Raw genomic sequence first — 12,753 nt, 5'->3', positions numbered from 1 at the left:
CGCGCACGCGCTCGCGCAGGCCGGGACGCCCGGTCTCAGCCACCGTCGGCCGCCAGTCGGTATCCCGCTCCGCGTACGGTCTCCACCGCTGCGCGGCCGAACGGCGCGTCGATCTTGCGGCGGACGGCGCTGACGTGGACCTCGACCACATTGGGATCGCCGTCGAAGGCGCTGTCCCACACCTGTTCCAGGATGTCCCGCTTGGGCACCACCTCGCCCGGGCGCCGGGCCAGGTACTCGAGCACGGCGAATTCCCGCGCCGTCAGCCGGATCTCCGTGCCGCCGCGGGAGCAGGAGTGCCGGGCGGGGTCGAGCAGCAGGTCGCCGAACCGCATCACCTGGGGCCGCCGACGGCCCGTACGCCGGCCGAGCGCCCGGAGCCGGGCGACCAGGACGAGGTAGGAGAACGGCTTGGACAGGAAGTCGTCGGCGCCGGTGTCGAGCGCCTCCGCCTCGTCGTACTCGCCGTCCTTCGCCGTGAGCATCAGGATCCCGGACTCGTTGCCGGCCGCGCGCAGCCTCGCGCACACCCGGTACCCGTTCAGCCCGGGCAGCATGATGTCCAGCACGATGAGGTCGTAGTCGTGCTCCGTGGCCATCCACAGGCCCTGGGTCCCGTCGTGGGCCACATCCACCGAGAACCCCTCCGACTGCAGCCCTCGCTGCAGGGCCACGGCGAGCCGCCGTTCGTCCTCCACCACCAGTACGCGCATGCCGGACAGGATCTCAGGAGCTGCCCGCCGTTGGCTGAAGAGGTCTTCAGGTGGCTTCAGCGGGGCTTCAGCTTCCGCTCAGCATGCTCTGGAACGAGCCGCGCACCGCGCCCGGTTGTCCCGAGGAGTGCCTGTATGTCTGATTCCGTCCCGCCGTCCAAGTCGGCCGAGCCGTCCGAGACCGCCGCCGTGACCGCTCCGGTGACCGCTCCCGCCGCGGAGGCCCGTTCGTCCGCGGCCCTGGGCCGCCTCGTCCCCCGTGGCAGGCGCGCCCGCTGGGTGGCGGCGGGCGCGGCCGCGGTGGTGGTCGTCGGCGGAGTGACGGCGGTGGCCGTGGCCGAACACCATGACCACCACATGCGCGTCGACCGGGGTCCGCGCATCGCCTGGGCCGGACCCGGACCCGAGGCGGGCCTCCGGGGCGGCCCGCCCGCCGCCGGACCGCGGCACGAACGCGAGCAGGGCGAGCCCGGCCGCCCCGCCGGCCCCGGGATGCCCGGGAAGCAGGGCCGCCCCGGAGGCGCCGACGGACGCGGAGGCTCCGCCAGGAGCGCCCCGGCGCCCGCGCCCATTCCCTCCCTGGCCATCGGCGAGGCGGCCGAGAAGGCCGCCGCGGCCGTGCCGGGCGGGAAGGTCGAGGGGCTGCGCGCGGTCGCCCAGGAAGGCGGCGGCAGCGCCTGGCTGGCCGTGGTCATCGGCTCCGACGGCGTCCGGCACGCGGTCACCGTATCCGGCACGGACGGCACGATCACCAGCAACACCACCAAGGGCCACTGAGGACCGCCCGCTGAGGACGATCGGGAGCCGCTGAGGCCGGACGGCCTAAGGCGTCATGGCCCGGCCCCCGATGCCGGGGGCCCCGCCGAGCTGCCCCCGCCACCAGGCCTCCATCTCCCCGCCGTCCATGCCCGCCCAGGCCGGGGTCCGCTCGACCTGGGCGCGGCCCAGCCGGCGGGCCAGGGCGACCAGCTCCCGTCCGGCGGCGCCGCGGGTCTCCTCGTAGCCGCGCAGCAGTTCCTCGAAGGACCCGCAGCGGCGCCAGCCGTCGGCGAGGGCGGTGGCGTCCTGGAGCGCCTTGGCGGCGCCGCTCGTGTTGTGCGGGCGTACGACGCTCGCCGCGTCCCCCGCGAGCAGCAGCCGGCCGGCGGCGGTGCGCGTGGTCTCCATGTCGTAGATCGGCTGGACGAAGGTGTCCGCCGGTGCGGTCAGCGCGAGCGCCCGCGCCCAGTACGGCGGGAACTCGCGATCGAGCAACGCCGCCAGATGCCCCGCCAGCGCGGGGGTCAGGCCGCCCGGCGGGAAGCTCGTCGGATCGTCGAGACGCAACTGCCCGTCCCGCGGCGGAGAGCCGTAGAGCACCCAGTTCACCCGCGGACCGTCCGGCCCGGGAATCCGGTAGATGACGCACGAACCGCCCGGGAAGCAGACCGTGGTCCCCGCCTCCGGCACCGAGTCCGCGGCGCCGCCGAGCCCCGCGAGCAGGGCCGCGTCGAAGTTGCCGCGCCAGCACACGTAACCGGCGTACTGCGGGCGGGACTCGGGGCAGAGCGCCGTGCGCACCACCGACCGGTACCCGTCGGCGCCGACCACCAGGTCGTACCGCTCGACGGACCCGCCCGCGAGCCGCACCCCGACTCCTGCGGCCCCGGTCTCCTCGACCTCCGTCACCGCCTCCCCCTGCCGGTAGACCACCGAGTCCGGGACGGACTCGCGAAGGCCCTGCCAGAGCAGGCCCCAGTGATAGGAGTGGAAGGGGAACGGCTGCTCCCAGATCACCCGGCCGCCCGGCCCGTGGGCATCGTCGCGGACCACCCAGCGGCGCCGCTCCAGCGGGTGCGCGGCGATCCCCCCGGGCAGCGCGCCGCTCGCGCCGAGCTCGGCGGCCCGCTCGTTGTGGATGCACAGCCCGACGCCCCGGTCCTGCAGCCGCCCGCGCGTGCGCTCCAGCACCACCACCTCGCCGGCGCCCGCCCGCGCCGCCGCCGTCGCGACGGCGCACCCCGCGATGCTCCCGCCGACCACCGCGATCGTTCCACCGCGCATAACCGCCTCCGCCTCCTGTCGATGACGCACATCACTGTCGTGCCCCTCGCCGTGCCGGTCACTCCACCGAGGACCGTGTCGCCGGGGGAGTGGGCCGCGCGGAACCCTGGAGGGTCAGCGCGGTGAGTACGACCAGCGAGTCCGTCCAGCCCAGCGGCGCCACGGCGGACGGCAGCCCGGCCCCGTTCACCGTTTCGGGGAGCTCGCCCAGCCCGTTCCGCCGGGACAGCACCCAGTCGAGCACCGCACCCGCCTTCGCCGGCTCACCGGTACCGGCCCAGGCGAGGGCGAAGAAGGAGGTGCTGGCCGTCCACGCGTAAGAACCCCAGCTGAAGGAGGGGTCGTTGCCCGGCTGGACACCGCCGTTCGGCAGCAGCAGCGCCCGGTAGGTGGAGTCCAGCGCCTCACCGAGGCCGGCCGGGGCGGCGTTGAACGGGGGCGCCATGAACGCCACCGCGCTGTCCCGGCCGTGCTCGCCGTCGACGGTCCGCTGGTACCCCAGAGGCGCGAAGAAGGTGGCGATCGCGGCCGCCAGCCGCCGGGCCGCCTCACCCCAGCGCTCCGCGTCCGCGCCCAGGCCCAGCCGTGCGGCCAGGTCGGCCGCGGAGTTGAGCCCGGCGAGCAGGGGAGCGGCGGTACCGATGTTGGCCGTCGTCGTGTCCAGCTCCCAGTAGTCCGGGGACGCCGGAGGGAGCCCGTCCGGCCCGAGGGAGCGGGCGGCGTGGTCGGCCGCCTTGCGCACCATCGGGTAGAGCTCGCGCAGCCGTTCGTCCCGCCCGCCGGGCGGCGCCGCCTGGTACCACTGCCAAGTGGCCCAGGGAACCCAGCCGTTGGCGTCCAGCTGCCACTTGCGCGCATCCGGCGGCCCGCTGCCGTCCAGCAGCGTGCGGGCCTCCCAGGTCCCGTCGGCCCGCTGGGTGAGTGCGTCGTAGCCCAGGATCCGGTACGCCTCCTCGTCGTGCCCGGTGGCGGCGAAGGCCACCGCCGCGAACGCCCCGTCGCGCGGCCAGGAGTACTCCCACGGCGGCGCCCACGCCGCCGCGAACGCGCCATTGGGCTTCAGCAGCGCCCGCATCGACAGCAGGGCACGCTGCGACGCGGCCCGCTGCGCGGCGGTGGTCCCCGGCACCGCGCCCGCCGCCAGCCACGCGCGGCTCTCCTCGATCTGCGCCACGGCGCCGGGGTCGTCCGCCTCGACCACCGCCGACGCCGAGGCCCCGTCGGGCAGGTAACGCCACCGGCCCGACGGCAGGCGCAGCACATTGCTCCCGTCGACGTACGAGGCGCCCACGGCGAAGGAGGGCAGGACGGCCTCGGTGGCGACGCGGTTGGTCAGCAGGCCCGACGTGCGGGCGGCGAGCGCCGAGGCGGGCACGTAGCAGGGCTCGGCCTCCCCGCAGCGCTCGCCGCCGGTGGGATTGACGTGGAAGGCGAGCCGGGAGCTGTAGGCGCGCCAGCCGCCCCAGTACGCCCTGTCGTAGTTCCAGCTGGTCAGCGAGCCGGGCACCGACCGCGTGGTGCCGTACCAGGCGATCGGCGCGCTCTCCGCGGTGCTCGCCTGGAGGAACAGGTGGTACGTGGCGCCCGCGGTGACGGTGGCGCTCAGCGGGAACTCGACCCAGCCGGCGCCGGCCCCGCCCAGTGCCGCGAGGTCCAGGGTCGTCGAGGCGATCACCGACCCCGCGTCCTCGCGGACCCGGCGGACCTGCGCGGTCACGCTGCCCGTCGCCGCCCCGCTGCCCAGCCAGACGCTCACCCGGGAGAGCCGGGTGCCGTCCACCGTGAACTCCTGGGCCGCGGCGTTGTTCGTCGCCTTCACGCTGAACAGCGCGCTCTCGTGGCCGACCTGGCCGTCGTAGGGCGCGGCAGCGGCGCGGTGCGGGAGCGCGCCGGGCACCCCGGTGAGTGCCAGGCAGAGCACGGCGGGCAGCAAGGTCCTCGCGAACGCCATCTGTACAGCCCCTTCCTGTTCGACGGGCGCGCGGGGCGCGGGGGCCGGGGCGCCGAAGGCTGGACCCACCATGCAGGCACGGGGCACCGGGGCGGGGGGAGTCGGGACGTGTCCCACCGGATGGGGCCGCAGTGACATCCGATCGTGTGACGGAAACAGCGGAGGGGGCCTGTCGGGCGCGTGTCGGCGGAGGAGGCGCTCGGCAGGCACGCCGGGGCGCGCGCGAGCGGACCGGGGCGCGCGAAGAAGCGGGTGCGCTTGCTTCCGAAGATTCTCAGGGACCGGCCTGCACGATCGGGCTCCCTTTCCGATGGGGTGGGGAATGGGAGCGCCTGGTGCTCCACGGCAGCCGGTTCGGGGGCAGGCATGCCGGTTACTCATGATCCACTTGAAAGGTTCCGCGCCGACGTGAATGTTGCCGAGACGGCCTCCCTCGCGCTGTTAGCCACCACTGCCCGTTATCGCGTCATCGATGTGTTCAGGGCGCCCATGCGCCTGCCGGGTGCGGGGGTGCGGACGGGAACCGGCGGACCATCCGCCGGCCACCGCCGCGCCGCTCCCCGCACCCGCCACCATGAGGTCCCCGCCGCCCCGGCGTGCGGCGACGAACAGCTGCTGTGGGGGAGCGTATGAGCGAAGGCGATTTCGATCCATCGGGGGACCAGGCGGTCTCCAGCGAACTGGCCGGTGTACTGCCGGTGGACTTCACCGCGTTCCACTCCCAACAGCACCGCGCCTATCTGCGCTACGCCCACCTGCAGCTGGGCAACCCCAAGGACGCCGAGGAAGTCGTCGACGACGTGTTCACCTTCCTGCTGAAGGTGTGGCGCCAGGCCCTGAAGGAGGCGAGCCTCCACGGCTTCGCATGGGCCGTGCTGCGCGAGCACGTCGAACGGAGACTGGCGGCCCTGGGCCGGCAGGTGGCGATGGTGGAGACGGCGTGGTTCGCAGCGCTGCGCCGCTCCTCCAGAGAGCGGCTGGAACTGCTGGAGTCGAAGCTCGGGCTGTACGCGGCGATCGCCGGCCTGTCCGAGCGGCAGTACGACGTGGTGCTGCTGGCCTTCCTCATGGGCAACGACTCCGACACGGTCGCCCGGATGATGGGGATCACCCCCGCGACGGTCCGCTCGCACATCCGCGGCGCACGCCGAACCCTGTCCCGCAAGCTCGGGGTGGAATGGATCCCCGGAGAGGAGAAGGACTAGTGAGCGACATGCCCCGCCATCGCGACATGCCGCTGTGCGAACTGGACGCGGCCCTTGCGGACGCGACGGTACTCGCGGAGGAGTACGCCGGATACGACGAGGGCGCGGCCCGCCGTCGGATCGCCCGCCGGATCGTCGCCGACCGCGCCCGCTCGGCGATCGGCACCACCGGCCCCCCCGGCGCCGTGACCCCGCCGCCGCGGGGGCAGGCCGCATCCGCATTCGCGTCCGCATGCACAGCCGCCACCGACGACCTGATCCTGGACGCCGCCTGTCACGTGCGGGCCGCCCGGGGTCTGGACGACCTCACCTGGTGCCTCGTGGAGAGCAGGCCCTTCGCCGAACTCGCCCTCGACGCCGACTCCTGGCCGCACGGCGCGGAGTCGGCCCTGCTGTTCGGCTGCCTGCTCCACCTGGCCGACCGGATGGAGGACGCGCAGTTCTGGTTCCAGTACGCGGCCGGGGCGGGCTCGCAGACCGCCGCCCGCTGCCTCTACCTCCTGCACCTCGCCCGAGCCGAGGTCGCGACCGCCCGCCACTGGAAGGGCCAGGCCCGGACCCTGCCGCCGGAAGAGCACCTGCCGCCCCTGCCCCAGCTCCCCGAACACCTCGAAGAGGCCCTCGGAGCCTCGGTCATCTGGACCACCCCGCCCATCACCACCCAGGACCTCACCGCCCTCACCACCGGACCGGGACGGGCCGGCCGGTCCCCGTGCAGGCTGCCCGTACGACTGCGCCAGGCACTCATGTCCCGCCCCCGCAAGGAGCACCCCGACCTGGGGGAGGTCGTCACCCCCGGCCCCCAGGTGGCGGTCGCCGTCGCGCAGAACGCCCGGCTCGACACCCTCCACCTGACGGACCAGGCGAACGCCTGGGCCCTCGAAGCGCTGAAACAGCCCCGGCCGGCGCACGCCACCCGGAAGCCCCCCGAAGGAGGCCCCGCCCCCGCCGCACTGGAATCCGCCCACCAGGCACTGCGCGTCCTGGAGGTCGTCAACCGCTACTCGGGCGGCGTGAACCTGACCCAGATCGCCCGTGAGACCGCCCTGCCGCAACTGGTCCTCGCCCGGGCCATGGACCAGCTGATCCGCGCGAACCTCGCCACCCCGACCGGACCGGACGCGTACATCGCCGGCAGCGCCCTCCTGCTGGCCGAATCGGTGAACGGCGACGGTCGCGGGCACCTGCACGAGACCCTCGCCTGGGTGCGGGACGCCGTCGGCGCCGCCGTGTACGTCGCCCGCTACACCGACGGCGAGGTCTCCATCACCCAGTACGCCGACGGACCGGCCGCGCCCGTGGTCGATGAGTGGGTCGACTTCCGCGTCGCCGCCCACGCCTCCGCGGTGGGCAAGGCGCTGCTGACCCAACTCGACCACGACGACCGGAAGGATCACCTGGCACGCCACCGGCTCACCCGGTTCACGCCCCACACCCTCACCAGCCAGCAGGACCTCTTCCACCAGCTCGACGACCGTCCGCCGAACACCCCCCTCCTCGACCTGCAGGAGTACGCGATCGGCACGGTCTGCGCGGCGGTGCCGATCACCGCGGGCCCGAAGGCGGAATGCGTGGCCCTGTCCATCCCGGTCCCCGACCCCGGCCGGTTGAAGCAGGCCGCCCGGCTCCTGCAGAGTGAGGCGGCCGCGGTCTTACTCGCCCTCATCGTCGCGGGCAGCACCCCGCCCACGGCACGCCGGCCGGAGGACACCCTCCTGTCGCCGACGGCCTAGCGCGATCACGGCGCAGGACGGGCCGCCGCACCCCCGTGCGGCGGCCCGTCCTCGGTCTCCGGGCGCGCCGCCGCGTGAGATGCGGGCCCGCGGCCCGCGTGGGATAACGGCACCATGGCAGAGTCTCCGGCGGCCAAGGCCGCAGAAATCAAGATCAGCTTCGCCGGGGCCGAGGCGAAGGCCGCCTTCGACGCCCTGGAGCTCGACCGGGACGAGGGCAGCCGCCGCGCGATCCATTTCTGGGACAGACCGCAGTGGGCGGCCGACGACACGGTGACGCTGCCCCTGCTGGTCAAGGGGGTCATCCTGCGTCGGCGCCGGGACGAGGAGGGACCCGCAGCCGAGCGGGAAACCGACCTGACCGTCAAACTGCGTCCCTGCCCCGCGCTGCCGGAGCCCTGGCGGCAGGACCGGGAGGGCGAGGACTGGAAGTTCAAGATCGAGCAGGACCGGACCGGCCCGGAGTTCACGCCGATGGTGTCGGCCTCGCTGGAGGCCCAGGTGGGCCCGCCCGAGCTGCTGCTCATCGAGCAGCAGCGGGAACTCCTGGACGTGGCCGGGCTGACCGAGGCCGATCTCGCCGACCTGACGGCGCTGGGCCCCGTACACGCCGTGAAGTGGAAAGAGGAGTGGGACGAGCTGCCCGGCAAGGTGGCGATCGAGGAATGGCGCACCGACAACGGCCTGCGCTTCCTGGAAGTCTCGGTGCGGACGGACATCGCCGACGCCGCCGAGGTCCAGACACAGCTCGAACAGGCCCTGCGGGACCGCGATGTCACCCCGCCGCCGTTCGGCGAGCGCAAGACCGAGGCCGTCATGACGGCGCTCGCCCGCGACGCGCACCTCTGACCTCCCGGCCGCCCGCGGGTCACCCTGCGGAGATGAGGCCCGGCAGTTCGCGCATGTCGTGGAAGACGACGGTGCCGGTTCCTGCCAGCCGTTCGGCCGGGGTCAGTCCCCCTGCGTAGCCGAAGGCCCGCATGCCCGCGGCGCGGGCGGCCTCGACACCGGGGCGGCTGTCCTCGACCACCGCGCACGCCGCCGGGTCGACGCCCATCCGCTGCGCCGCGTACAGGAACAGATCGGGGGCCGGCTTGCCGCGGCGGACCTCGGTGGCGCTGTAGATGCGGCCCTCGAAGTGCTCGTAGAGTCCGGTGCGGCCGAGGGTGTGGCGCATCTTCTCGTGCGAGCCGCTGGAGGCGACGCAGGTCGGCCGGGTGATCGCGCCGAGTGCCTCGGGCAGTCCCTCGACGGCGGACAGCCCGGCGTCCACCGCCTCGCGGTGGCGCTGCTCGAACAGCTCCCACCAGAGGCGGGCCGTCTCGTCGCCGACCCGGGCGACGATGTCCTCGTGAATGGAGGCGCTGGAGCGCCCGATGAAGCGGTCCATGACCTCGTCCTCGGTCAGCGGCCATCCCAGCTCCGCCCCCAAGGCGACCTGGAGGGGCAGCGCGATGCGCTCGCTGTCGACGAGCACCCCGTCGCAGTCGAATATCACGAGTTCAATCGGCTTGATCATTCCCGCAGCATAGAGGCCGCCCCCGTGCGTCAGGGGGTGACGATGGCGAAGTCCGGGTCGGGGGAGTCGAGGTAGGCGAAGAGTTCGGCGACGACCGAGGGGTCGCCGTCGAGGGCCACGCCCTCCTGCCGCAGGAGGTCGTCCGGCGGCAGGACACCGAGCAGGAGCCCGCGCAGGAGCGGTTCACCGAGGACGAGGACGGCGTGCGGGCGGCCGGCCGCGGGGTTGTCCCCGCGGACCCCGGTCAGTACGCCGTTGCCCAGGCGCAGCGTCAGCGGGTCCGAGCCGGGCAGGACGAACCGGACGGCGACATCGGCGTGCCAGGCCCGGGGCCCGTCGATCCGTACGGCGAGCGAGTCCACCAGCTGGTCCAGGCTCAGGGCGGCGAGCACGTCCGGGGACGCGGCGGTGGCCGGTGTCCCGACCCACTCGCCGCGCAGTTCCTGGGCACCGGTGAGGTAGAAGTTGCGCCAGGTCCCGTTCTCGGCGCCGTAGCCGAGCTGCTCCAGGGCATCGGCCTGCAGCTCCCGGGCCTGCGTGTTCGACGGATCGGCGAAGACGACGTGGTCGACCACCTGGGCCACCCAGCGGAAGTCGCCCTGCTCGAAGGAGGTCCGGGCCCGGCGCAGGACCTCCGCCGCACCTCCCATGAACTCGACGTAGCGGCGGGCCGACTCCACCGGCGGGTGCTGCCACAGCAGCGCCGGGTTCCCCTCGAACCAGCCCATGTACCGCTGGTAGACGGCCTTGACGTTGTGGCTGACCGACCCGTAGTAACCGTGGGTGTGCCAGGCGGCCTCCAGCGCCGGCGGCATGCGCAGCGTTTCGGCGATCTCGGCACCCGTGTATCCCCGGTTGAGCAGACGCACCGTCTGGTCGTGGAGGTACGCGTACAGGTCCCGCTGCTGGGCCAGGTACGACATGGCCCGCTCGCGGCCCCACGTGGGCCAGTGGTGGGAAGCGAAGACGACGTCGCACCGGTCGCCGAACAGTGCGATGGACTCGGTGAGGTACGTGGCCCAGGCGTGCGGGTCGCGCACGAGGGCGCCGCGCAGGGTCAGCAGGTTGTGGAGGGTGTGGGTGGCGTTCTCGGCCATGCACAGCGCCCGGCGGTCGGGCAGCAGCACGTTGAACTCGGCCGGAGCCTCGGTCCCGGGAGTGAGCTGGAAGACCATGCGCACGCCGTCGACGGTCTCCTCCTGGCCGGTACGGGTGATGTCGACGGTCGGCGGGATCAGCGTCACCCGGCCGGTGGAGGTGGTCTGGCCCAGGCCCGCGCCGACCTGGCCGCGCGGGCCCTTGGGCAGGCCCGCCCCGTACATGTAACCCGCGCGGCGGGCCATGGCGGTGCCGGCGTAGACGTTCTCGCTGACCGCGTGTTCGAGGCAGCCCTCGGGCGCCAGGACCGGGACCCGGCCCGCGTCGACCTCGGCCTGGGTGGTGACGCCCTTGACGCCGCCGAAGTGGTCGGCGTGGCTGTGGGTGTAGAGGACGCCCGTGACCGGACGGTCCCCGCGGTGGGCCCGGTACAGGGCGAGGGCCGCGGCCGCCGTCTCCTCGCTGATCAGCGGGTCGATCACGACGACGCCGCGTTCGCCCTCGACGAGGGTCATGTTCGACAGGTCCAGGCCGCGCACCTGGTACACGCCTTCCACGACCTGGAACAGGCCCTGGAGGGCGGTCAGGCGGCTCTGGCGCCACAGGCTGGGATGGACGGTGTCCGGGCGGTCCCCGTTGAGGAAGGCGTAGGCGTCGCCGTCCCATACGACGCTTCCGTCCTCGGCCCTGATCACGCAGGGCTCCAGGGCGGCGACGAAGCCGCGGGTGGCGTCGTCGAAGTCGGCGCGGTCGGCGAAGGCGTCACTGCGTCGCGCTGCGCGGTGAGCGGCGCGGATCGATTCGGAAGCGTCGTGTCCGGGGCCGTTCTCCATCGGGTGGGCCTCCTCGGGCGGTACCTGACCGGCCCCGACCGGACCGGCGAGGGGCCTACGGCGGGCGCCGCCGGTCCACCCCAGCCTGGCCCGGCCGCACCCTGCCCGCCCGGCGCGTTCCGCCGTCCGGGTGAGAGGGGAGGAGCCGGCCCGGGCGGGTCTGGGTGGGTCTGGGCCACCTTGGTGCTCGCCCGCCCTCGGCGGACGCATCGAATCGTGCTCCGGCGGCTTGACCACAGGGCTCTACTTCTCGGTAACTTGATGTCGTCCAAGAGGGAGAGCCGTCGGAAGGAGCGGGGCGCGTGGCAGACCACGACCTGAGCGGGTTCGAGAAGAGCACGTTCACCCATGACGGCGCCACCCGACGGATCCTGCGCCGGGGCACGGGTCCCGCGGTGATCGTCATGGCGGAGATCCCGGGCATCACGCCCAAGGTCATCGAGTTCGCCGAGCACGTCGCGGCCGCCGGTTGTACGGCCGTACTCCCGGTGCTCTTCGGCGAGCCCGGCCGTGACGCGGATGCCGGCGCGGTCGGCCGGTCGAGTGCCGGCCGCTACATGGCCTCGTCGCTGTGGCGGGTGTGCGTGAGCCGCGAGTTCACGCTGCTGGCCACGGGGCGCAGTTCGCGCGTCGTGCAATGGCTGCGCGCCCTGGCGGCCGCCGAGCACGAGCGCTGCGGCGGTCCCGGGGTCGGCGCCGTCGGGATGTGCCTGACCGGCGGATTCGCCCTGGCGATGGCCACGGACGAGCGCCTCGTCGCCCCGGTGCTCTCCCAGCCTTCGCTCCCGCTGGCGTGCACGGCGAGCCGCGCGGGCGCCATCGACATCAGCCCCGAGGACCTCGCGGTCGTCCGCGGACGCTGCGAGCGCGACGGGCTCCAGGTGCTCGGACTGCGCTTCCGGGGCGACCGGCTCGTCCCCGGCGACCGGTTCGACCACCTCCGGCGGGAACTCGGGGACGCCTTCGTCGCCATCGAGCTGGACGCGAGCGCGGCGAACCCGCAGAGCGCCCTCGCGCCGCACTCCGTCCTGACGGAACACCTCATCGACGAACCGGGACAGCCCACCCGGCAGGCGCTCGACACCGTCCTGGACCTGTTCCGCACCCGGCTGCTCGGGGAGCGGCCCGCGCCCGCCGTGTGACCGGTCCGGGCTGGGCCGTCTCATCCGGCAAGATCCGGAAGAGGCGGACTACGGGGACCCGGCCCCTTCAGTCCTCTTCCCGGGTGATGACCGCGTCGACCTCCACCTCGACGAGCCAGTCGGGACCGATGAAGCGGGACACCTCCACGAAGGTGGTGACGGGTCGGACGGAGGCGAACCGCTCACCGTGCGCCCGCGCGGCCTCCTGCCACCGGGTCACGTCGGTGAGCATGACGCGGGTCCGCACGACGTCCTCCAGTGACGCCCCGGCCTCCCGCAGGGCCCCTTCGGCGATGTCCAGGCACCGTACGGTCTGGGCGTGGACGTCGCCGGGGCCGACGGTGGAGCCGTCGTCCGCGAGGGGAGCGGTCCCCGCGACGGCCACGTACTGTCCTGCCCGCACCGCGCGGGAGAAGCCGATCCGAGGCTCCAGCGGCGATCCCGAGCCGACCTTCCGGTGTATGTCTGTCATCTCTTCATGCTGCCAGAGGCGTGACTGACGAGGCGTCATGCCCC

11 protein-coding genes are annotated in these 12,753 nt (G+C 73.7%); 5 read left to right on the top strand and 6 right to left on the bottom strand.

The features are described from left to right. Positions 1–35: 35 nt before the first annotated feature. On the bottom strand, positions 36–713 hold the full coding sequence (locus JYK04_RS03915) for a response regulator transcription factor (RefSeq protein ID WP_189746585.1): 678 nt from the start codon (positions 711–713) through the stop codon (positions 36–38). Positions 714–848: 135 nt separating this feature from the next. On the opposite strand from JYK04_RS03915, the gene JYK04_RS03910 reads away from it, so the two are divergent. After that, positions 849–1,490, top strand: a complete 642-nt coding sequence (locus tag JYK04_RS03910) for a hypothetical protein (protein WP_189746583.1) — start codon at positions 849–851, stop codon at positions 1,488–1,490. Between the two features lie 45 nt (positions 1,491–1,535). Here the strand turns inward: JYK04_RS03910 and JYK04_RS03905 are convergent, their stop codons facing one another. Both JYK04_RS03905 and JYK04_RS03900 read right to left on the bottom strand, forming a co-directional pair. After that, the gene (locus JYK04_RS03905) at positions 1,536–2,756 is read right to left on the bottom strand and encodes an FAD-dependent monooxygenase (protein ID WP_189746581.1); all 1,221 of its coding nucleotides are present in this window, start codon (positions 2,754–2,756) and stop codon (positions 1,536–1,538) included. 58 nt (positions 2,757–2,814) lie between these two features. Beyond that, a complete protein-coding gene (locus JYK04_RS03900) occupies positions 2,815–4,707 on the bottom strand; it encodes a glycoside hydrolase family 15 protein (protein WP_189746580.1) in 1,893 nt (630 codons plus the stop codon). Positions 4,708–5,336: 629 nt separating this feature from the next. Between JYK04_RS03900 and JYK04_RS03895 the strand changes: the two genes are divergently transcribed. The 3 genes from JYK04_RS03895 (at position 5,337) to JYK04_RS03885 (ending at position 8,494) form a co-directional block, all read left to right on the top strand. Next, on the top strand, positions 5,337–5,912 hold the full coding sequence (locus tag JYK04_RS03895) for an RNA polymerase sigma factor (protein ID WP_229876827.1): 576 nt from the start codon (positions 5,337–5,339) through the stop codon (positions 5,910–5,912). A 953-nt stretch (positions 5,913–6,865) separates the two neighbouring features. Beyond that, entirely contained in the window at positions 6,866–7,645 is a 780-nt protein-coding gene (locus JYK04_RS03890) for an IclR family transcriptional regulator domain-containing protein (protein ID WP_229876839.1), read from the top strand. A gap of 114 nt (positions 7,646–7,759) precedes the next feature. Next, a complete protein-coding gene (locus JYK04_RS03885) occupies positions 7,760–8,494 on the top strand; it encodes a hypothetical protein (protein ID WP_189746576.1) in 735 nt (244 codons plus the stop codon). Between the two features lie 19 nt (positions 8,495–8,513). Here the strand turns inward: JYK04_RS03885 and JYK04_RS03880 are convergent, their stop codons facing one another. Further along, complete coding sequence (locus JYK04_RS03880) at positions 8,514–9,164, bottom strand: HAD family hydrolase (protein WP_189746574.1); 651 nt, start codon at positions 9,162–9,164, stop codon at positions 8,514–8,516. Between the two features lie 29 nt (positions 9,165–9,193). Then, entirely contained in the window at positions 9,194–11,095 is a 1,902-nt protein-coding gene (locus tag JYK04_RS03875) for an alkyl/aryl-sulfatase (RefSeq protein WP_189746572.1), read from the bottom strand. Positions 11,096–11,397: 302 nt separating this feature from the next. On the opposite strand from JYK04_RS03875, the gene JYK04_RS03870 reads away from it, so the two are divergent. Beyond that, complete coding sequence (locus JYK04_RS03870) at positions 11,398–12,237, top strand: dienelactone hydrolase family protein (RefSeq protein WP_189746570.1); 840 nt, start codon at positions 11,398–11,400, stop codon at positions 12,235–12,237. A 67-nt stretch (positions 12,238–12,304) separates the two neighbouring features. Here JYK04_RS03870 and JYK04_RS03865 read toward each other — a convergent pair whose 3' ends face one another. Continuing rightward, positions 12,305–12,709: a RidA family protein gene (locus JYK04_RS03865; protein ID WP_189746568.1), complete on the bottom strand. Its 405-nt coding sequence runs from the start codon at positions 12,707–12,709 to the stop codon at positions 12,305–12,307. Between the last annotated feature and the right edge of the window lie 44 nt (positions 12,710–12,753).

It is taken from the genome of Streptomyces nojiriensis, assembly GCF_017639205.1.
GTDB classification, from domain to species: Bacteria; Actinomycetota; Actinomycetes; order Streptomycetales; family Streptomycetaceae; genus Streptomyces; species Streptomyces nojiriensis.
The sequence above is the reverse complement of the archived record's forward strand: the minus strand, read 5'-3'. Positions and strand labels throughout refer to the sequence as shown.

Bases quoted from the DNA above. Each gene is read 5' to 3' on its own strand.
- JYK04_RS03915 (WP_189746585.1), bottom strand. From the start codon at position 713: ATGCGCGTACTGGTGGTGGAGGACGAACGGCGGCTCGCCGTGGCCCTG.
- JYK04_RS03910 (WP_189746583.1), top strand. From the start codon at position 849: ATGTCTGATTCCGTCCCGCCGTCCAAGTCGGCCGAGCCGTCCGAGACC.
- JYK04_RS03905 (WP_189746581.1), bottom strand. From the start codon at position 2,756: ATGCGCGGTGGAACGATCGCGGTGGTCGGCGGGAGCATCGCGGGGTGC.
- JYK04_RS03900 (WP_189746580.1), bottom strand. From the start codon at position 4,707: ATGGCGTTCGCGAGGACCTTGCTGCCCGCCGTGCTCTGCCTGGCACTC.
- JYK04_RS03895 (WP_229876827.1), top strand. From the start codon at position 5,337: ATGAGCGAAGGCGATTTCGATCCATCGGGGGACCAGGCGGTCTCCAGC.
- JYK04_RS03885 (WP_189746576.1), top strand. From the start codon at position 7,760: ATGGCAGAGTCTCCGGCGGCCAAGGCCGCAGAAATCAAGATCAGCTTC.
- JYK04_RS03880 (WP_189746574.1), bottom strand. From the start codon at position 9,164: ATGATCAAGCCGATTGAACTCGTGATATTCGACTGCGACGGGGTGCTC.
- JYK04_RS03875 (WP_189746572.1), bottom strand. From the start codon at position 11,095: ATGGAGAACGGCCCCGGACACGACGCTTCCGAATCGATCCGCGCCGCT.
- JYK04_RS03865 (WP_189746568.1), bottom strand. From the start codon at position 12,709: ATGACAGACATACACCGGAAGGTCGGCTCGGGATCGCCGCTGGAGCCT.